The organism is Paenibacillus sp. P32E (genome assembly GCF_001909085.1).
GTDB classification, from domain to species: Bacteria; Bacillota; Bacilli; order Paenibacillales; family Paenibacillaceae; genus Paenibacillus_AQ; species Paenibacillus_AQ helianthi.
In genome coordinates this window covers 327,490-345,793 of record NZ_LVYY01000024.1, presented here as the reverse complement: position 1 = coordinate 345,793, position 18,304 = coordinate 327,490, and the positions used below count along the sequence as shown (strand labels likewise).

The following is an 18,304-nucleotide window of genomic DNA, read 5'->3' as shown; positions in this document are numbered from 1 at the left end:
ATAGCATTCAAATAAAAAGAAACGGCTTCGCTGTCCTCTGATGGAGGCAACATCCATTTCTCAAAAATTACAGGAACAAAAAACCTTCACATCCACGGCAATCGTGGATGTGAAGGTTGAGATGCAGTATTGGAATTCAAGCCTACTCCCATTCAATCGTTGCAGGCGGTTTCGAGGTAATATCGTAGACGATGCGGTTGACGTTGTCCACTTCGTTGACGATACGGACGGAGATCTTCTCCAGCACATCCCAAGGGATACGTGCCCAGTCGGCCGTCATGCCGTCGATGGAGGTTACTGCGCGAATACCTACAGTGTAGGAGTAGGTACGTTCGTCACCCATAACGCCTACACTCTTCATGTTAGGCAATGCGGTGAAATACTGCCAGATTTCGCGGTCGAGACCGGCTTTGGCAATTTCCTCACGCAGGATGTAATCGGAATCGCGCACAATGGTCAGCTTCTCCTCGGTCACTTCGCCAAGCACACGGATAGCAAGTCCTGGACCCGGGAAAGGCTGACGCCAGACAATGGCATGCGGCATTCCCAGCTCTTCGCCCAGCTTGCGCACCTCGTCCTTGAATAGCGTATTCAATGGCTCGATCAGACTGAACTTCATATCTTCCGGCAGTCCGCCGACATTGTGATGCGATTTGATGGTTTGCGCCGTTGCCGTTCCACTCTCTACAATATCGGTGTACAGCGTACCTTGGGCAAGGAAGGAGAAGTCACCCAGCTTGGCCGATTCTTCGTCGAAGCAGTAGATGAATTCGTTACCGATGATTTTACGTTTCTGTTCGGGATCGGAGACACCTGCCAGCTTGCCCAGAAAACGATCGCGCGCATCGATCTTCACCACATGGATATCGAATTTGCCGACAAAGGTTTCCATGACACTCTCTGCTTCACCTTTCCGCAGGAGGCCGTGGTCGATAAACATACAGGTCAGCTGGTCGCCGATCGCCCGGTGAATCAGCATCGCCACCACCGAGGAGTCCACACCGCCGCTGAGGGCGCAGAGCACTTTTTTGTCGCCGACTTTGTCTTGGATATCCTTAACAGCATCCTCAATAAAGGATTCCATCGTCCATTTGCCTTCGCAGCCGCAAACCTCGTACAAAAAGTTCGAGATGATCTCATTCCCGTTCACGGAGTGGCGTACTTCAGGATGGAATTGCACAGCGAAGAATTTGCGGTCAACATGACTCATTGCCGCAATCGGTGCACTCTCTGTGCCGGCATCCAGCTTGAATCCGGTCGGAAGCTCCACCACATGATCACCATGGCTCATCCAAACGGTCTGACCGCTATCCAGTCCGGTAGCAAGTACAGCCCCCATTTCAAAGTCAACGTTGGCCTTGCCGTATTCCCGCTTGTCCGCACGTTCAACCTTTCCGCCCTGCTGGTGGGCCATAAGCTGCATACCATAGCAGATACCAAAAATCGGCAAGCCCAAATCATAAATAGCCGGATCTACATGAGGTGCATCCTCGGCATAAACACTGCTTGGTCCACCAGAGAAGATGATCCCCTTCGGTGATAGTGCCTTAATCTTCTCAATTGGCGTATTGTACGGCAGAAGCTCGCTGTATACCCCCAGGTCCCGAATTCTGCGCGCGATAAGTTGATTGTATTGTCCCCCGAAATCGAGAACGACGATAATTTCATTTGGCTTGTTCATTACGTGCCTCCCTTGATTATTGGATTCATTATACTCATGGTTAATTCTTACCGTCAAGGAAAGGAAGGCACGTTTATTCAATGGTTTTGCCCTTGTACAGCAAGCAAATATCAACAATTTGGCAGATGTTCACAGTATAGGGGATGAGCCAAAATGTCATTAAGTCAGGCGAAAGGTAATTGTCAGACAGTTCCCGATAAAGTCTGCGCCCTCGGCAGCGGCTTTTTTGCTGGCGGCTGCGGCCCCGGCGCGGCGTTGGTGCTTGAGGTCAGCCGCTGAGCAGAGCAGCGGGACGGCCGGGAGCGACGACGCTGTGCGGAGCGCCGGGACAGCCGGGAGCGACGCCGCTGTGCGGAGCGCCGGGACTGCCGGGAGCGACGATGCTGTGCGGAGCGGCGGGACAGCCGGGAGCGACGCCGCTGTGCGGAGCGGCGGGACAGCCGGGAGCGACGCCGCTGTGCGGAGCGGCGGGACAGCCGGGAGCAACGCCGCTGTGCGGGACGGCGGGACAGCCGGGATGGGTAGCTGCACCTGCGCTGACGCGGCGGGGCAGCTGTACGCCAGGGCTTCCCACTGGCGTATGAACTGCCGGAGCGCGGCGCGCAGCCGCGCATCCTCAATGGCCAGGGAGGCGACGTACTCCCTGGCGGTCACCCCGGGCGGCGGCGGTCCATACCGCACCGCCAGCCCGCGCCAGGCCAGAGCGGCAGCGCGCAGCTGCCGCTGGCGGCTCACCCTGCCGGCGCGCCGTGCCGCTGGCAGCAGGGCCAGGCTGCGCCGCCAGCGCCAGGCGGCGGCCAGCCCCACCAGCGCCGCTGCTGCCGGCGCTGGCGGGTTCCCGCCCGCCTGCGGCAGGGCGGGCAGAACGTCCGCGCCGCGCGCAGCGGACGCGGGGGTTCCCGGCGGCGCGGATGCAGCCGCCGGGGGGTCTGCCGCGAGGCCTCCGGCAGCGGCGAGAGTGGCAGCGGGCGTGGGGTCGAACGGGACCCAGCCCGTGCCGGGAAAGTAGACCTCCACCCAGGCGTGGGCATCGCCCTGGGTGACGTCATAACGCGGCGGCACGGAGCCCGGCGCCAGCGTACCCGTCCCGTAGCCCTGGACATAACGGGCCGGTATACCGGAGCTCCGAAGCAATACGGTCATCGCTGTTGCGAAATGCACGCAATAGCCCTGCTTCGTGACGAAGAGGAAATCATCCGCGAAATCAGACCCGGTGGGCGGCACCCGGGTCTTCAGCGTATAAGTGAATCCGCTTTGCAGATAATCCCGCACAGCGGTGACAGCTTCATACCGGTTACCCGCTGAAGCTGTGAGCTGTGCAGCCAGCTTGCTGACCCGTTCAGGCAGCAGCGCGGGAAGCTGCAGATACTCATCGCGGACAGACAGAGGGTCCATTCCGGAAGAAGCCGCCAGTACATCGGGGTTACTCTCCGGGAGCAAAGAGTCTACAGTGTATTCTGCAACTCTGACCGTGCCGCCCGCTTCGGGGAGCCGGAAGCGGGTTTTCTCCGGATTTGCAAGCACATAGCCAAGCCGGCTCCCGTCTTCAAGGATCACGCCCCGGATATCCGTTACCGTTCCGGCACCGAACAGCGGAAGTCCACCCGCAGAAGGAACCGCGAATTGAACGCGCTGAACAAGTCTGCGGCTCCCCCCTGCATCTCCGGATAGCTCCTGTTTGAATACAGGCAGCCCTGTCAGACTGACCGGCAGAAATGCCGCTCCGTCCCTGATCCAGCGTCTCCCGTCATAATAAGCTATACTCTCCCCGCGCCAGTACGAGGGCTGAGAGGCAAACACACTAAACACAGCTTGCGTACTGGATGACAGCGGAGCCCCTAGCTCTGCGTCACTTGAACTGTAGCCTGTGTTCCCTGACAGGGCCTGTTGCTTTTGGTAGGACTCCTTCATTTGCTCTGACGCCCAGTTCTGCATCATGGTCATCACCGGCTGGAAGGTGATTGGCCCTCCCGGACGTGCTCCGTACAACTGCCCCCCGGTCCAGGCCCCTGTTATTATCACTAAAGCAGCACCCAGGGCCGCCACTCCCCAGCGTGTATAAGGAAGTGAAGCACTCCCGGTGCGCTCTCTTAGCCGGAGCAGACTGTTCAAAGCCTGCATCCATAGAATCAGCCCCACGGCAACTATAATATCTCCGGTTGTTCTGACCGTGAAGCCCATATCCAGTGCAAGAAGATACACCAAGGTCACGAGAGTAAAAAGCGACGTACTGCCTCTGTATAGCGCCAGCTGCTGTACGGAGCAGACCAGCAGTCCCCAGCCCAGCACCAGAATCAGCAAGCGGCTATTCCCGCTAAGCGCCGAGAGATGTCCTGAAAAAAGTAAAGCCACATCCTCCGGAAACCCGGCAGCATACGTGCCCAGCCAGCGTCCCCCTTCGTTGGCGGCACATATATAGAACCAGGTCATGAACATCATTATGAATTGAACCGCATACAGCAGAAAATTAGGAAGCCGAAGGCTTCCCCACAGCAGCAATGCTGCCGCGGAGAACATGAGCGTGTACAGCAGCCGCTGTGTATCCGGCTCGACGGCAGACCGGAGTAGCGGGAGCAGCCATTCCATGAACAAGCCCATAATAGCCAAAGAGAACAGCAGCCGATAATGCAGAGGACTGCCGTCCCTGTAATCAGCTTGACTGTTCTCCAAAGGGTCCCGGGCGGTCGAGGCAGGGCTTGTACCGCTCCTCTGCTCCAGGCGTTTCTTCCACAGGCCTAATAGCCCTGCGATCGCTCCTGCTGAATCCGGTTGGATGCTACCAAAGTGTTGACTTCTCCTGGAATCCATGGTTTCCGACCCCCTTGTATCCGTTTGACGGGCAACTGTCTCTGAGGCAGTATACATTGGCTCCGAGTCTGGTCAGGCTGGCGCCGACCGTTGAAGCAGGGCTCCATGAATTCTTCTCAATACCACCTGCCGGCTCCGGAGCGGGTTGATCCCAGACATAATACAGTTCAACCTTCACACCCTGCACCAGAAAACGGGCAAGGGAACGGGCGGATTCTTCCTCCAGCCGGCCTGTAATGACGGCAACGGTCATCCCGGGAATCCAGCCCTTCGAGGCATCCTCCAGCAGAGTGCTTAGAGAACGCCCGCCATCGGGGGCAATTTCGGTGAGCATATCCTGGACTCTGGACGGGATTTGCCCGAGTCCTTCATGTCTTGCCATACCCTCAGGCCATCCGCCGCTGAAGAGCTGCACATATGAACCAGTCTGCTCAGCGGCCAGCAAAAGACCCATGGCGGCCGAAACCGCCTGCTCAAATGCATCGGGTGCAGCACTGCGTTGCCCCCGCGGGGTCAAAGCCCCGTATGGAATTTGATATTCTCCTGGAGTGTTGGCAAGAACGATGCAGGACATGCGTCCTTCCTCCCGCTCCGGCACACGGCTCTGCAGCGTTCCCTTGCGGGCACTGTTCTTCCAGTGGATACGGCTGAGCGGATCTCCTGGTGCATACTCGCGGATTTCACCAGCTTCAGCGCTGAAATTCCGGGTACTCCTGCTAAGTGCCACGTCTCCTGCCTTCATACCGCTATAAAGCGCCGCTCCGCCTATATACAAAGGTCTCGGACGGACCTTGAAGCTGTCTCCGCAACCTGACTGGCAGCCGCCAGTGAATAAGCCGAGCATATCTCCCCAGCTTACACTGCTTCCGTGAAGCCGGTGTACACCCCTCTGTACTTCCTCCAGCGGATAGCTATAAGTCAGGGAGCGCCGGAACCCCGGAAAAAGCAATTCCTGGTGTTGTCCTTGGCTCCAGTGGTCGGCTATAACCATCCACGGCAGTGGAATGCTTGATCTGAAGCTGACCTGCACTTCCACGGTCAGCGTATCCCCGGCTGCCAAGCTGACACGGGACAGACTTCTCGTAACGGTCACCTGATGCGGGCCCAGGAGCTTCAGCAGCAGCCCGCCTATCATAAGAACTCCGCAGGCTGTCAAGAGAAACAACAGCGTCTCGCCTCCCCGCCAGACATACAGGGATAGAGTGACAGCAGCCACCGCCAGCATTCTCAGCCACTCTCCCAAGGCATTTCGGCCATAGTGGGCAGGCAGGCTCCTGGTAAGATTTACGCTATTTTGATCCTTCCGTTCAAGCGGTTTCTGTTCCATTAAGGATGAAGAGGACAATGGACTACCCTTCCTTTGGTCATAGACTAGCCCCCACTGCCATCCCGGTTAGGTAATATGGCGGTTCGAAGCCTGATACTGTCTATTCTTCCCACGAAAAAGAGTGCCTAGACCTCCTGTTCAGCTCCATTTCAAAGCGTTTTTACCCTGCGCTCGTCTACGGTCACTGCTGTAGTCAGCGGTGCATGACCGGCAGCCTCCAGCAGCCCCCGAAGCGAAACCCACAGTGAAGAGCCGATCATTTGCACATCCGCACTGCGGACCTGCTGTCTGCCATCTGCACCTGTTATGGTTAGTTGTTTGCGCGCAGCATCCGCTATGATGGCCCGGCCATTCCAGACAACTTTGCCGGTGCGGCTGGCTGAATCCCAGTTAACCCGGCCGCCAAGCCGCTCCACCACTGCACGCAGCGGAACCCTGTACTGTCCTTCGCTGATGCTGTATTCCCCGGGCAGCAGCTTGGTTTCCAGCAGACCCACCTCCAGTGCCAGCGCTTTGCCCGGGGTGAACAGTTCACGGTTAGGAGCTATATTTGCGGCAATCCAGTCCCTGGAAGGCCCGTTACGACTGGCTTTGGCTGCTGCGTCCGATACTCTGAACTGGACAGGCTGCATCTCTGCATCCAGTACACCAAAAGCATATCCGGCAGACTTGTAGCGCTGGATGATTTCCGGCAAAGCCTTGGCACTCTGTTCATGGCCGCCCCCGTCATGCAGCAGGAGGATCACGCGGGAAGCGTTCATATCTGCTACCGATTCCTTCAAAATATCCGCAGCAGGCACCCCTTTCCGCCTGGAATCCCCGCTATCTACTGTCCAGTCCATGACGGAATAGCCCGCTTGCTTCAGCAGATGGAAATACGTCTGGTCGAAATGTCCAAACGTCCCACCTGGCGCACGAATAAGCTGCGGGCGCACCCCTGTGATATTGCGGACAATCTCCTCGGTTTGCTTGATTTGAGACCAAAACTCCGTAAACCCGCTATATAGATCATGGTAATTATGATTATAGGTATGATTGCCGATGGAATGGCCCTGCTCCCATATAGCATTGATCAGCTCCGGCCGCTGTCTGGCCTGCTCCCCAAGCACGAAAAAAGTCGCCTTTACCCCTTGCTGCCTCAGGATTTCCAGCACCTTCGAAGTGATTTTGCTGGGGCCGTCGTCAAATGTTAAGTAGACTGTCTTGTGCTTGTTGGGCGCAGGAAGATGATTTTGGGCATTATTCTTTGACACAGCAGCTTCTGCCTTAACAGCAGCTTTCGCCGGGGTTATAACCATTCTTGGAGCCATAACTTTCCCTGCTGCCTGTGAAAGTCGGTTTGGCGAATACACCCCTGCATTCCAAGAGGAGCCCGGCTTCGTCTGAAGCTGTCCGGAATTCGCCGCTACCGGGGCCAAATCTTGCTTCACGGGAGCCGGAAGATTATTCTTATAGAGTACAGCCCATCCCCCTACTGCAAATATTAGAACTGCCATAGCAAGCAGCCCGCTTAGAACGATCGGGCGAATATGATTTTTCCGGCTTTCTTTCATCTTCTCTACCTCCAGCATTCTATTGCGCTTTTTGCGCTGTTTGGTAGATTGTATGAAGACAAGCTGCGAAATAGACTTAGGCATGGTGCCCTTGGAGAGTGACGACCTATGGAAATGTTGAATTGGATACAGGAATTGTTCGCGAGTTACGGATATAGTGTACTATTCTTCGGACTTCTGCTGGAGTTTGTGGCCCTGCCTTTTCCGGGGGAGACTACTATGGCATTTGCGGGCTTCCTGTCCTATACCGGCAGACTTGACTTCTTTGTACTGATTGCCGTAGCTTTTGCCGGAACTACAATTGGCATGACTGTGACTTATTTCATCGGACTTAAGGCCGGGCTTCCTTTTATTCGCCGTTATGGAAAATGGTTTTTGTTCTCAGAGACCAAGCTGGAGAAAACGCAGCATTGGTTCGACCGCTATGGCAGTATACTGGTTTCCATAGGCTACTTCATTCCTGGAGTCCGGCATTTTACCGGCTATTTTTCCGGCATTACCGCCCTGCCGTTCCGGAAATTTGCCCTCTATGCATACAGCGGTGCCCTGTTATGGGTAGTGCTTTTTCTGGGAATCGGAAAAGTGTTCGGTCCGCAGTGGATGGGCATCTTTCACCTCATCGAACAGAATGCGGTCTGGATTGTCTCCGGTATCGCCGGTCTTGCAGCCCTTATTATCCTCTACCGCTGCCGGCGTAGCATCAGCGCCCGTCTTCTCCGGCGCAAAGGAAGTATGAACCTGGATTCAAAAGTGAACGTCAAGGTCAAGGAACCTTCCAAGTGAAGATTTGTCCCCTATCGTTGCTGAAATGACTGATTTCACCTGTTCTCCCGGCGCCGGCGCAGCAATGAAAAACCTCCAAGCAGCAAGGCCACCCCTGCGAAGCCGGCTCCACCTGTAAAGCCCAGCGCCCTCGGCCCCATCATATCCAGCAGCCAGCCTGCACCAAACATGGACACTCCAATCAAAGATCCGCTGATCGCTGCCAATATTCCAAAAACCACCGGCTGCTGGGCCTGAGGCGTATTCCTCATCACCAGTGTATCGAGACAGGCATTGCCTATCCCTCCGCACAGCGACAGCAGAATATAAAGGACAAAGGCCGCTCCAAAGTGGCTGCTGCCGCTGATGCTCATCAGCAGAATTCCCTCCAGCAGTAATCCGGCAAGCGCGATAGATAGCAGCCTCTTCTTCAGTAGCCGTCCGGCAAAAAAGCTAAGGCTGAGTCCGATGCCCAGCGCGCCATAAAAGGCTCCGACTCCGGCATCCCCCGCATGAAAAACCTGCACAGCATACACGCTGATCAGCACATTGTCCCAGCCATTGATAATGGGCACCAGTAACTCGTAGGCCATAATAATCTGCAGCACCTGACTGCCGCCAATCAGAATTTTGAGAGTCTGTACGCGGCCAGCCCGTCTCCGAAATCCCTGCTGTAACTCTGCTGAATCAGAGTCTGCACTCTGTTCATCCCCACTGTCAGCATTCTCCGGAAACCATATGCCCCGGATCAGAAGTGCCGCCAGCAGGAAAGAGGCTGCATTCAGGACAAAACCCATCTTCGGCCCCCACCACAGGGACACAATTCCACCTGTAAATGCCCCGAGGATGAGTACACATCCGGTCATTAACTGCTCCAGGCTATTGATCTTAAGCAAAGCATCCGGTCCGGCCAGCAGTGGAATCGAAGATTTGCGCACCGGACTGTAAATCGCCTCCCCAGCCGCCATAATAAAGCTCCCTGCATAGAGCAGCCATAACTTGTCCTCCCCATCCACCAGCAGAAAGGACAGTGCAATCGGCACCCGCAGGATATCAACGGCCATCATGAGGGTTTTGCGCGGTATTTTCAAGACCAGTATCCCGGCAAGAGGGGCCATGAACAGATAGGGAATAACTCTTACCCCCAGTGCGATCCCTACCGCCATTCCCGAGCCAGTCACCTTTAGAATGAGTGCCAGCATGGCGATACTACTGAACCGGTCACCGATGCCATTTACAAGACCTGCTGTGAACAGCCGTGAATACCCTCCCTTATTCCTTGTCCGCACTGCCACGGAGCTGTCTTTCAATCCATTCATGTTCACAACGCTTACCCTCACATTCATCATTAAATAATTATCTAATTAGATGTTATTCTAATATATGTGATTTGGCAAGCTTTTATTTGCTTTGATTCCACGTAAGAATACAGGGATAATGAGAGTACGAATCCTACCGGAAAGAAGGACGTTTGTGTGAAAATAGACCGTTTGCTCTCCATTGTCATATTGCTGATGAACCGGCCCCTGGTTCAGGCCAAGGATTTGGCCGAGATGTTCGAGGTGTCTGTACGCACTATTTACCGTGATATCGATAGTATTAACGGCGCGGGTATCCCCGTCGTCACCTATCAGGGTGCCAATGGCGGCATTGGCCTTATGGAAGGATACCGGCTGGACCGCAATGTCCTCACCGAACGCGAACTAGCGGATATTTTCACAGCTCTGCAGAGCGTCTCCTCCTACGGTGGAGGTGGACACAACCTGCTTATGGAAAAAATCAGCAGCGTTATTCCTCCCTCCAAGTCGCAGGCCTTCCGCACCAAAACAACCCAGCTGATTGTCGACTTCTCCCCCTGGGGGCTGCAGGGTCTGCTGGAAGAGCGTCTGTCCCTTCTCAAGGAGGCGCTGGAGGAGAGCACTGCCGTAGCTTTTGATTATGTCGATGCAGACGGCGGGGTCAGCCACCGGTCTGTGGAGCCTTATACACTAGTACATAAAGGTGCGGGGTGGTATCTATATGGTTACTGCACTGAGCGTCAGGATTTCAGGCTGTTCAAGCTGCAGCGAATGAAGGCACTGGTCAAAGAAACCCGAAGCTACGAGCGCCTGGATATTCCGCTGAAGGATCTGCCCTGGACAGAAGGCTGGAAAGAACCGCTGCACACACAAGCTATCGTCTTGCATTTTTCGGCGGAGGGCAGACATCTGGCGGAGGACTACTTCGATTCAGAAGAGCTGGAACCGGCTGGAGACGGCGGATACACCGTTAAGGTAGCTTATGCGGAAAACAATTGGCTGTACGGATTTTTGCTGAGCTTCGGAACGGTTGTGGAGGTACTGGAACCGGAACCGATCCGCCGCAAACTGGCCGGACTCGCAGCAGAAATCGCCGCCAAATATAAAGACAGCTTGTAAACCTGAAGGTATGTTGTCAGGTTTGGTATTTTATACTGTGGAGGAATACGGGCTGAAGGAGCCCAATCCATATCCAAGGAGCGTGTTAATAGTGGAAATGACAGCATCCCGTGAAAGCGGAATCCCCATCTGCCAAAGCTGCGGAATGCCGATGGCTGAGGCAGAGCTGCAGGGCACTGACCGCGAAGGCAGCAAGACGGAAGAGTATTGTGTATATTGCTACGAGAGTGGAGAATTCAAGCAACCGGAGACTACCATGGAAGAGATGGCTGATCTGTGCGCCGGATACATGGTAGAGGAGGGCATGGATGAAGCTGAGGCACGAAGTATTCTGGCTAACAGCCTGCCGCGTTTGAAGCGCTGGAGTACAGGGGCCGAGGTCCAAAAATCCCTGTAAACAAGGGACAATGTATCAGCAAAAGGACTATCCATAGCGGATAGTCCTTTTGTTCATAGATATGAGTACAAGTTCTTGCAAGTAAGTAGCTTATGCCTGCTGTGACTTCACTTTCTGTAGCTGCACAGGCTCCGCCTCTTCCGTTTTCAGGAAGTCAGGCTGCGGAGAGGTTTTCTTGATGAACAAGGCCAGCACCAGGGCCACAACGGTTACCCAGGTAGCTACGGTAAACGCATGGGTAATCCCGTTGATCGTGGCATCCTGTGTAAGTTTGAGCATTGCCGCCTTGTCGGTCTGGGATACAGCTCCGCTCATTACAGCATCCGTAATGTTGCTCTTCGTACGGTTGGTCATCAGGCTGACGAATAGCGCCATCCCCAGTGCTCCGCCGACCGTCCGCAGCGTATTCGACATTGCGGTTCCGTGTGAAGCCAAGCGCTGCGGCAGCTGGTTCAGACCGGCGGTTACAATTGGCATCATCAGCATGGACATCCCGAACATCCGGGCTGTGTACGTCAGAATCAGGTGGGTGTACGTAGTTGTATGGGTAATCTGGCTGAATTCCCAAGTGGTAACGGTAGTAATAACCAGACCGATAACGGACAGCCATCTGGCACCGATTTTATCAAAAATAATCCCTGTGATCGGAGACATTACGCCCATAAGAATTGCACCCGGCAGCAGCATCAGCCCCGACTCCATAGGTGTAAAGCCACGGATCGTCTGCAGATAGATCGGCAGCAGGATCATACCGGAATACAGTGCCATCGTAACAATAATGTTAATGACTGTAGTCAATGAGTACATATTGTACCGGAATATACGGAACTCGAGCAGCGGCTTGTCGGTGGTAAGCTCACGCCATACAAACAATGCCAAAGATACAACGCCAAGAATCAGGCAGGCATATACTGTCGGGCTGTTCCAGCCGTCTGTACCGGCATCACTGAAGCCATACAGCAATCCGCCGAAACCAAGCGTGGACAGGACCACACCCAATTTATCCAATCTGGGTGAAGTCAGCTTTCCGACATTCTGCATCGTCTTCATCCCCAGCAGCGTGGAGAAAATAGCCAGCGGAAGCACAATGTAGAACAGCACCCGCCAGGAATAGTTCTGAACCACCCAGCCGGACAGCGTAGGTCCTACAGCCGGGGCAAAAATCATGGCGACTGCCATCAGACCCATCGCTTTACCGCGCTCTTCAATCGGGAAGATCCGCAGGAAGACGATGTTCATCAACGGCATTAGAATACCTGCGCCGACAGCCTGGATCACTCTGCCGACCATAATCATCTCAAATCCGGTCCCTATGGCACAGACCAGCGTTCCTATAGAAAAAAGGATCATTGCCGTTGTAAATAATTGACGGGTGGTAAACTTCTCCACCAGAAAGGCACTGATTGGAATAAGCACCCCGTTCACCAGCATAAATCCTGTGGTCAGCCATTGCGCCGTATTGGCGGCAATATTGAGGTCCTCCATCATTTTGGGCAGTGCCACATTCATCAGCGTCTGATTCAGCAGCGCTACGAATGCGCCTATCAGAAGGGCTGCAATAATGGGGCCTCTGCGTATCGTCTTCGACGGCGAGCCAGCGTTAGCAGATATTGTACTCATAGCTTCTTGTTCTCTCTCCCTTGTTCTAAAATTTTAATAATTTCACCATGCAATCGCAGCAGCTCTTTGGCATCTTCTGCGGGTATGTTCGACAATGGCTCCAGATGGCTTCTGAGCGACTGTTTGCTTCGCTCCCTGATCTCCAGGCCTTTCTCAGTCATTGCCAGCCTAAATATGCGTTTGTCGCTCTCTGAGCGTTGTCTGGTTATCAGTCCAGCCTTTACCATCCGGTCCACTACACCGCTCGCAGCGCTGTTCCCCAAATGCAACAGGTCCGCAAGCTCCGTGATCCCTATATCAGGGTGAGCCGCCAATTTACGCAAGACCATTAACTGGGTAGATGTAATGCCCAGCTCGTCTGCATCCTTCCACATCAGCTGTTGAAAATTATGGATGATACAACGGAACGAAGAAAAGATTTCATCCAATTGCTGCTCTTTATCCTCCAACACTCATTACCTCCATGAAATTCACATACTCAATAATACTTCGCATGCGAACTATTTTACTATTTACTTATTTATTCGTCAACCATTTACTGAAAATTTCTGAAACTATCATTTTGGTATTTGGAGTATTTCCGGTTTAATATATACTTTAGAAGAATGACAACATTAAAGCGGAAGCGGTGAGCCTCTTGAATCTTGAAGCACGGACAATCTGGAGCGCCAAGCATAAGCAATTGACTGGAATCATTACAAAACCTGAGGAGCATACTAATGCGGCAGCTCTGTTCCTGGAGCTCCATGCCAACCTGTACGCCTCGGATGGTACGAATCAGGGACAGGTAGCCTATGAAGATGTGCTGTTGGAAGATCTCCGCGAGCAAACCCTGCGCAGTTATCCGGTACATACCGTTAACAGTAATAATTCGATCGTGTGGCATATTTGGCACAGTGCCCGAATTGAGGACATTACCATGAATATCCTCATTGCAGGCAGTGAACAAATTCTTCATTCCGGGCATTTTGCCGACAAGCTTCAAACCCCTTTTATTCATTCCGGAAACGGGATGAGCGAAGAGGAAATCGCCGAATTCAGTGAAACGGTCCACATTGAAGCTTTGCTGGCTTACCGTCAGGCCGTAGCAGCACGGACACGGTCCATCATCGCTGCTCTGCAGCCCGGGCAATTTCGGGCCAAACCCGGTCCCGCGCAGATCAGCAGAATTTTCGGGGAAGGCGCTGTGAAAGAATCGGAACAATGGCTCATTGATTACTGGGGGAGCAAGACCATTGCGGGCCTGGTGCTGATGCCTGCCACGAGGCATAACTTCGTTCATTTGAATAAAGCCATGCGGATCAAGCTGAAACTGCAAAAATAACAGGACTCCTAAGCTCATTGAATCCGGCATCCAAAATAAAGAGCGCACCCCATCTTGCAAAGGGCGCGCTCTTTGAATTTATTTAAGCTAATTATAGATCGCTTCTAATGCCCACTATTACAGGCTTAACCGTGCTGCCTTTTTTCACCTTTGGGGTAGGGAGGGGGGCACGGTTCTCCAGCCCGCTGGCGATAGACATCATGAGCTTGATCCGGTTCGCCTGGTTCACGACACTGACCCCCGCATCATAATCAATGGCGGCAATGTTGGCGCCGGGATACAGATCCTTCAGCCCCTTAATCATTCCCCGTCCGGTAATATGATTCGGCAGACAGGCGAAAGGCTGGATACAAGCAATATTATTAACCCCGTTATCCAGCAGATCCATCATTTCCGCAGTCAGGAACCAGCCCTCGCCCATTTGGTTGCCCACAGAGACCAGGCGGCTGGCCTTCTCGGCCAGTCCGTAGATATTCTCTCGCCCTTTGGCCAGTCCTGCTTCTTCCAGCGCCACCTTAACTGGTTTGCGGTAAATTTCCAGATAAGAGATCAGCATTGGATTAATGTAGCCCAGCTTTCTACTTTTACCGAACTGCTCAGCTTTGTAAATGGGATTGTAGACGCAATAGAAAATGAAATCCAGGAAATCCGGCATGACCGCTTCGCCGCCCTCGGCTTCAATCATCTCAATGATGTGATTGTTGGCATCCGGATGAAATTTGATCAGGATTTCACCCACGATTCCCACTCGCGGCTTCACGGCTCTAATCACAGGGAGTTGGCTGAATTCTGCCACGATCTCCCGGGTCAGACGTTTGTATTCCCTGAACGAGAAGGTAGACAGGCTGGACTTGCAGCGGTCCATCCCTTTGCGGAACAAGGCCTGGGCGCTTCCCGGAATCACCTCATACGGTCTGAAGCGGTGCAGCAGACGCATCATCAGGTCGCCGTAACACGCGGCTGCAATCAGGCGGTTTGCCAGCTTCAGGCTAATGCGGAAGCCGGGCTGGTTCTCCATTCCGGAGGCATTCAGCGAAATTACCGGAATCTGCCCCAGCCCGGAGTCCTTCAGTGCCTTGCGCAGCAGTGAAATATAATTAGTTGCCCGGCAGCCTCCCCCCGTCTGCGACATAATCACAGCGGTCCGGTCCGGATCATAGTCTCCGCTCTTTAGTGCCGACAGCATTTGTCCGATGGTGACAATCGCCGGATAGCAGGCATCATTATTTACATATCTGAGACCCTCCTCTGTCTCCTTCGGTCCGGTGCTCTCCAGGATTTTGAGCCGGTATCCGGCGTCACGGAAGACCCGTTCGAACAGTTCGAAATGAATCGGTGACATTTGCGGAGCCAGAATAGTGTAGGTTTCCTTCATTTCCTTTGTAAAAGGCACGTTGGCCTGTGTCTTGTAAAGAAGCTGAGGCTGAACATCGCCCTTCTCCCGTTCGCGCATGGCCGCGAGCAGGGACCGCAGACGGATGCGCGCGGCACCCAGATTGCTGATCTCATCAATCTTGATTAAGGTATATACCTTGTTATTGCGTTCCATAATGTCCTGAACCGCATCGCATGTGATGGCATCAATACCGCAGCCGAACGAGGTCAGCTGCACCAGCTCCAAATCGTTTCTGCTGGCGGCCAGACGGGCTGCGCGGTACATCCGGGCATGATAGGTCCACTGGTTAACTACTCCCACATCCCCTTCACTGCGGTCCAGGTGACAGACTGAATCCTCGGTCAACACAGCCAGCCCCATGCCCGTAATCATCTCAGCAATGCCATGATTAATCTCAGGGTCTGCATGGTAGGGATGTCCGCAGAGCAGAATCCCCTTGGTATCACTATGAGTAAGGAATTCGAGCGTTTCTTCGCCTTTGTTTCGCAGATCTGCTTTGGCCCGTTCGGCTTCGGTGAGACCGGTCTGCACGGCAGCGGCAATCTCTTCCTTGGGAATATCCATAAAAGTCTTCACTAGAACCCGGGTCAGCGCCGGGATATCATCAAAGGTCAGAAATGGACTCACGAGCGGTATGCCTTTTTCTTTTAGCCCATCCATGTTGTTGCGGATGACTTCGGGATAGGAGGCCACCACTGGACAGTTGAAATGGTTCTGCGCCGCGTCATCTTCCTTCTTCTCGTACACAACAGCCGGGTAAAAAATGAAATCGACTCCCTTGCTAAGCAGGCTCTGGACATGACCATGGGCCATCTTCGCCGGATAACAAATGGATTCCGAAGGGATGGTATCCATTCCACTCTCGTAGAGCTTCTTGCTGGACTTCGGCGACAGCACCGTCCGGTAGCGCAGTGTGGTAAAAAAGGTATGCCAGAACGGGTAGTTCTCAAACATATTCATAGTCCGCGGAATGCCGACCGTCCCCCGCTGCGCCTGCTCCTCAGGCAGCCCCTCATAATCAAAAAACCGTTCATATTTATATTGCATCAGATTCGGAAGGCTATTCTTCTCTTTCTTGCCTCCGGCCCCGCGCTCACAGCGGTTTCCAGTTACATGGAAGCTCTTGTCGGGGAAGCGGCTGATCGTCAGTGCACAGTTGTTGGCGCAAAGGCCGCAGCGGCCCGGAGAGACTTCATATTTGAAGGCTTCCAGTTCCTCGGGTCCCAGAAGGGTGCTGGTTCCGTCAAGTCCAGCATGCTCTCTGGCAATCAGCGCACACCCGTAAGCGCCCATCACACCGGCAATATCCGGTCTGACCACGGTTCTTCCGGTGAGCAGTTCAAACGCCCGAAGCACCGCCTCATTATAAAAGGTACCGCCCTGCACGATGATATTGCGTCCCAGATCCTCTGGGTTGCGGATTTTGATTACCTTTTGCAGCGCATTCTTAATAACGGAATACGCAAGCCCTGCCGATAAATCGGCTAGAGTGGCGCCTTCCTTCTGAACCTGCTTCACTTTGGAATTCATAAAGACCGTACAGCGCGAGCCCAGGTTGACCGGCTCCGTGGATTCCAATGCGGCTGCGGCAAATTCTCCAATGCCTAGCTCCAGAGCTGACGCAAAGCTCTCCAGGAAGGAGCCGCAGCCCGCGGAGCAGGCTTCGTTCAGCATGAGGCTGTCGATGGCGCCGCCGCGGATCTTGATGCACTTCATATCCTGTCCGCCGATATCGAGGATGAAATCAACCTCCGGCATGAACTTGAAGGCTGCCTTATAGTGGGCTACCGTCTCCACTTCGCCTCCATCTGTACGAAGCGCTGCCTTGACCAGGCCTTCGCCATAACCGGTTGCATAGGCACCGGCAATATGACAGCCCTCCGGCAGAATCCGGTAAATCTCCTTCAGAGCATCGCTTACAGACTGCAGGGGATTGCCTTTGTTGCTTCCATAAAAGGTATAGAGGATTTCGTCTGCTGAGCCGGTAATTACCAGCTTGGTTGTGGTAGACCCGGCATCAATGCCGAGATAACAGGGACCGCGATATGTATCCAGTTCAGAGCGCGGAGCTGCCGCCTGGCCGTGGCGGAGACGGAACTGCGCCAGATCGTCCGGCGTCGCGAACAGCGGCTGCAGCTCGGCATCCTCAGCGCGGTCGGCTGAGAAGTCCACGGCGTCGAGCCGGGCCAGCCAGCCGGACAGCGGCAGAACCAGCGGATCGTTCTGTGACAGTGCTGAACCGATAGCGACAAAATACTGTGAACGCTCCGGGAACAGTACATCCCCTTCGTTCAGTCCAAGGGTCTCTGCAAAACGTTGCCGCAGCGCGGGCAGGAAGGTCAGCGGTCCGCCCAGGAAGGCTACCCGTCCGCGGATCGGGCGTCCGCAGGCCAGTCCGCTGATCGTCTGGTTGACGATGCTCTGAAAAATAGAAGCCGCCACATCCTCGCGGCGGGCGCCTTCATTAAGCAGCGGCTGCACATCGCTTTTGGCAAATACACCGCAACGCGATGCGATAGGGTAGATCCTTTCATGCTGTTCGGCCAGGGTATTCAAGCCCGCCGGGTCTGTCTGCAGCAGGGAAGCCATCTGATCAATGAATGCTCCCGTGCCGCCCGCACAGGCCGTGTTCATCCGCTGCTCAATGCCGCCGCTGAGATAGATGATTTTGGCGTCCTCTCCGCCAAGCTCAATCGCTGTATCACACTGCGGGATCAGCTCGCTGATCGCTTTCGTGCAGGCAATGACCTCCTGAACAAAGGGGACCTCGCCAAGCTTCGAGAGAGACAAGCCGGAGGAACCGCTTACAGTAAGTGCAGCCTCACGATCCGGGAACCTGTCCCGCACATCCGACAGGAGGGATAGCGCAGCTTTTTTTATATCGCTAAAATGTCTCACATAATCCTGATATATAATCGTATCACGTTCCATAACAACCAATTTGGCCGTAGTTGATCCGACGTCCAGCCCAATACGCAGCATCATCATGCCCTCATCACCATGCCTTGCTCCAAATTTG

General features: G+C 54.2%; 12 protein-coding genes. 4 read left to right on the top strand and 8 right to left on the bottom strand.

The annotated features are described in order from the left end of the window. Positions 1-142: 142 nt before the first annotated feature. From guaA to A3848_RS21345, 4 genes are all read right to left on the bottom strand, one after another. A complete protein-coding gene (gene guaA, locus A3848_RS21360; protein ID WP_074086857.1) occupies positions 143-1,681 on the bottom strand; it encodes a glutamine-hydrolyzing GMP synthase in 1,539 nt (512 codons plus the stop codon). Between the two features lie 159 nt (positions 1,682-1,840). Next, the gene (locus tag A3848_RS21355) at positions 1,841-4,489 is read right to left on the bottom strand and encodes a transglutaminase-like domain-containing protein (protein ID WP_074086856.1); all 2,649 of its coding nucleotides are present in this window, start codon (positions 4,487-4,489) and stop codon (positions 1,841-1,843) included. Next, positions 4,458-5,816: a DUF58 domain-containing protein gene (locus tag A3848_RS21350; RefSeq protein ID WP_074086855.1), complete on the bottom strand. Its 1,359-nt coding sequence runs from the start codon at positions 5,814-5,816 to the stop codon at positions 4,458-4,460. Before A3848_RS21350 ends, A3848_RS21355 begins: the two co-directional genes overlap by 32 nt. Positions 5,817-5,965: 149 nt before the next feature. Beyond that, entirely contained in the window at positions 5,966-7,369 is a 1,404-nt protein-coding gene (locus A3848_RS21345) for a polysaccharide deacetylase family protein (RefSeq protein WP_074086854.1), read from the bottom strand. 108 nt (positions 7,370-7,477) lie between these two features. Here A3848_RS21345 and A3848_RS21340 point away from each other — a divergent pair, with 108 nt between their 5' ends. Further along, positions 7,478-8,152, top strand: coding sequence for a DedA family protein (locus A3848_RS21340; RefSeq protein WP_074086853.1), 675 nt, complete (start codon positions 7,478-7,480; stop codon positions 8,150-8,152). Positions 8,153-8,187: 35 nt separating this feature from the next. Here the strand turns inward: A3848_RS21340 and A3848_RS21335 are convergent, their stop codons facing one another. Next, a complete protein-coding gene (locus A3848_RS21335; RefSeq protein WP_074086899.1) occupies positions 8,188-9,450 on the bottom strand; it encodes an MFS transporter in 1,263 nt (420 codons plus the stop codon). 156 nt (positions 9,451-9,606) lie between these two features. Here A3848_RS21335 and A3848_RS21330 point away from each other — a divergent pair, with 156 nt between their 5' ends. Both A3848_RS21330 and A3848_RS21325 read left to right on the top strand, forming a co-directional pair. Continuing rightward, entirely contained in the window at positions 9,607-10,548 is a 942-nt protein-coding gene (locus A3848_RS21330) for a helix-turn-helix transcriptional regulator (RefSeq protein ID WP_074086852.1), read from the top strand. A 97-nt stretch (positions 10,549-10,645) separates the two neighbouring features. Further along, positions 10,646-10,945 carry a zinc ribbon domain-containing protein gene (locus tag A3848_RS21325; protein WP_074086898.1) on the top strand — a complete coding sequence of 100 codons (300 nt, stop codon included), beginning with the start codon at positions 10,646-10,648 and terminating at the stop codon, positions 10,943-10,945. Between the two features lie 90 nt (positions 10,946-11,035). Here the strand turns inward: A3848_RS21325 and A3848_RS21320 are convergent, their stop codons facing one another. Then, positions 11,036-12,565: a DHA2 family efflux MFS transporter permease subunit gene (locus A3848_RS21320; protein ID WP_074086851.1), complete on the bottom strand. Its 1,530-nt coding sequence runs from the start codon at positions 12,563-12,565 to the stop codon at positions 11,036-11,038. After that, positions 12,562-13,017, bottom strand: coding sequence for a MarR family winged helix-turn-helix transcriptional regulator (locus A3848_RS21315; RefSeq protein ID WP_074086850.1), 456 nt, complete (start codon positions 13,015-13,017; stop codon positions 12,562-12,564). Before A3848_RS21315 ends, A3848_RS21320 begins: the two co-directional genes overlap by 4 nt. Positions 13,018-13,193: 176 nt before the next feature. On the opposite strand from A3848_RS21315, the gene A3848_RS21310 reads away from it, so the two are divergent. Beyond that, a complete protein-coding gene (locus A3848_RS21310) occupies positions 13,194-13,889 on the top strand; it encodes a DinB family protein (RefSeq protein WP_256702508.1) in 696 nt (231 codons plus the stop codon). Between the two features lie 91 nt (positions 13,890-13,980). Here the strand turns inward: A3848_RS21310 and A3848_RS21305 are convergent, their stop codons facing one another. Then, complete coding sequence (locus A3848_RS21305) at positions 13,981-18,267, bottom strand: 2-hydroxyacyl-CoA dehydratase (protein WP_256702507.1); 4,287 nt, start codon at positions 18,265-18,267, stop codon at positions 13,981-13,983. Positions 18,268-18,304: the final 37 nt, after the last annotated feature.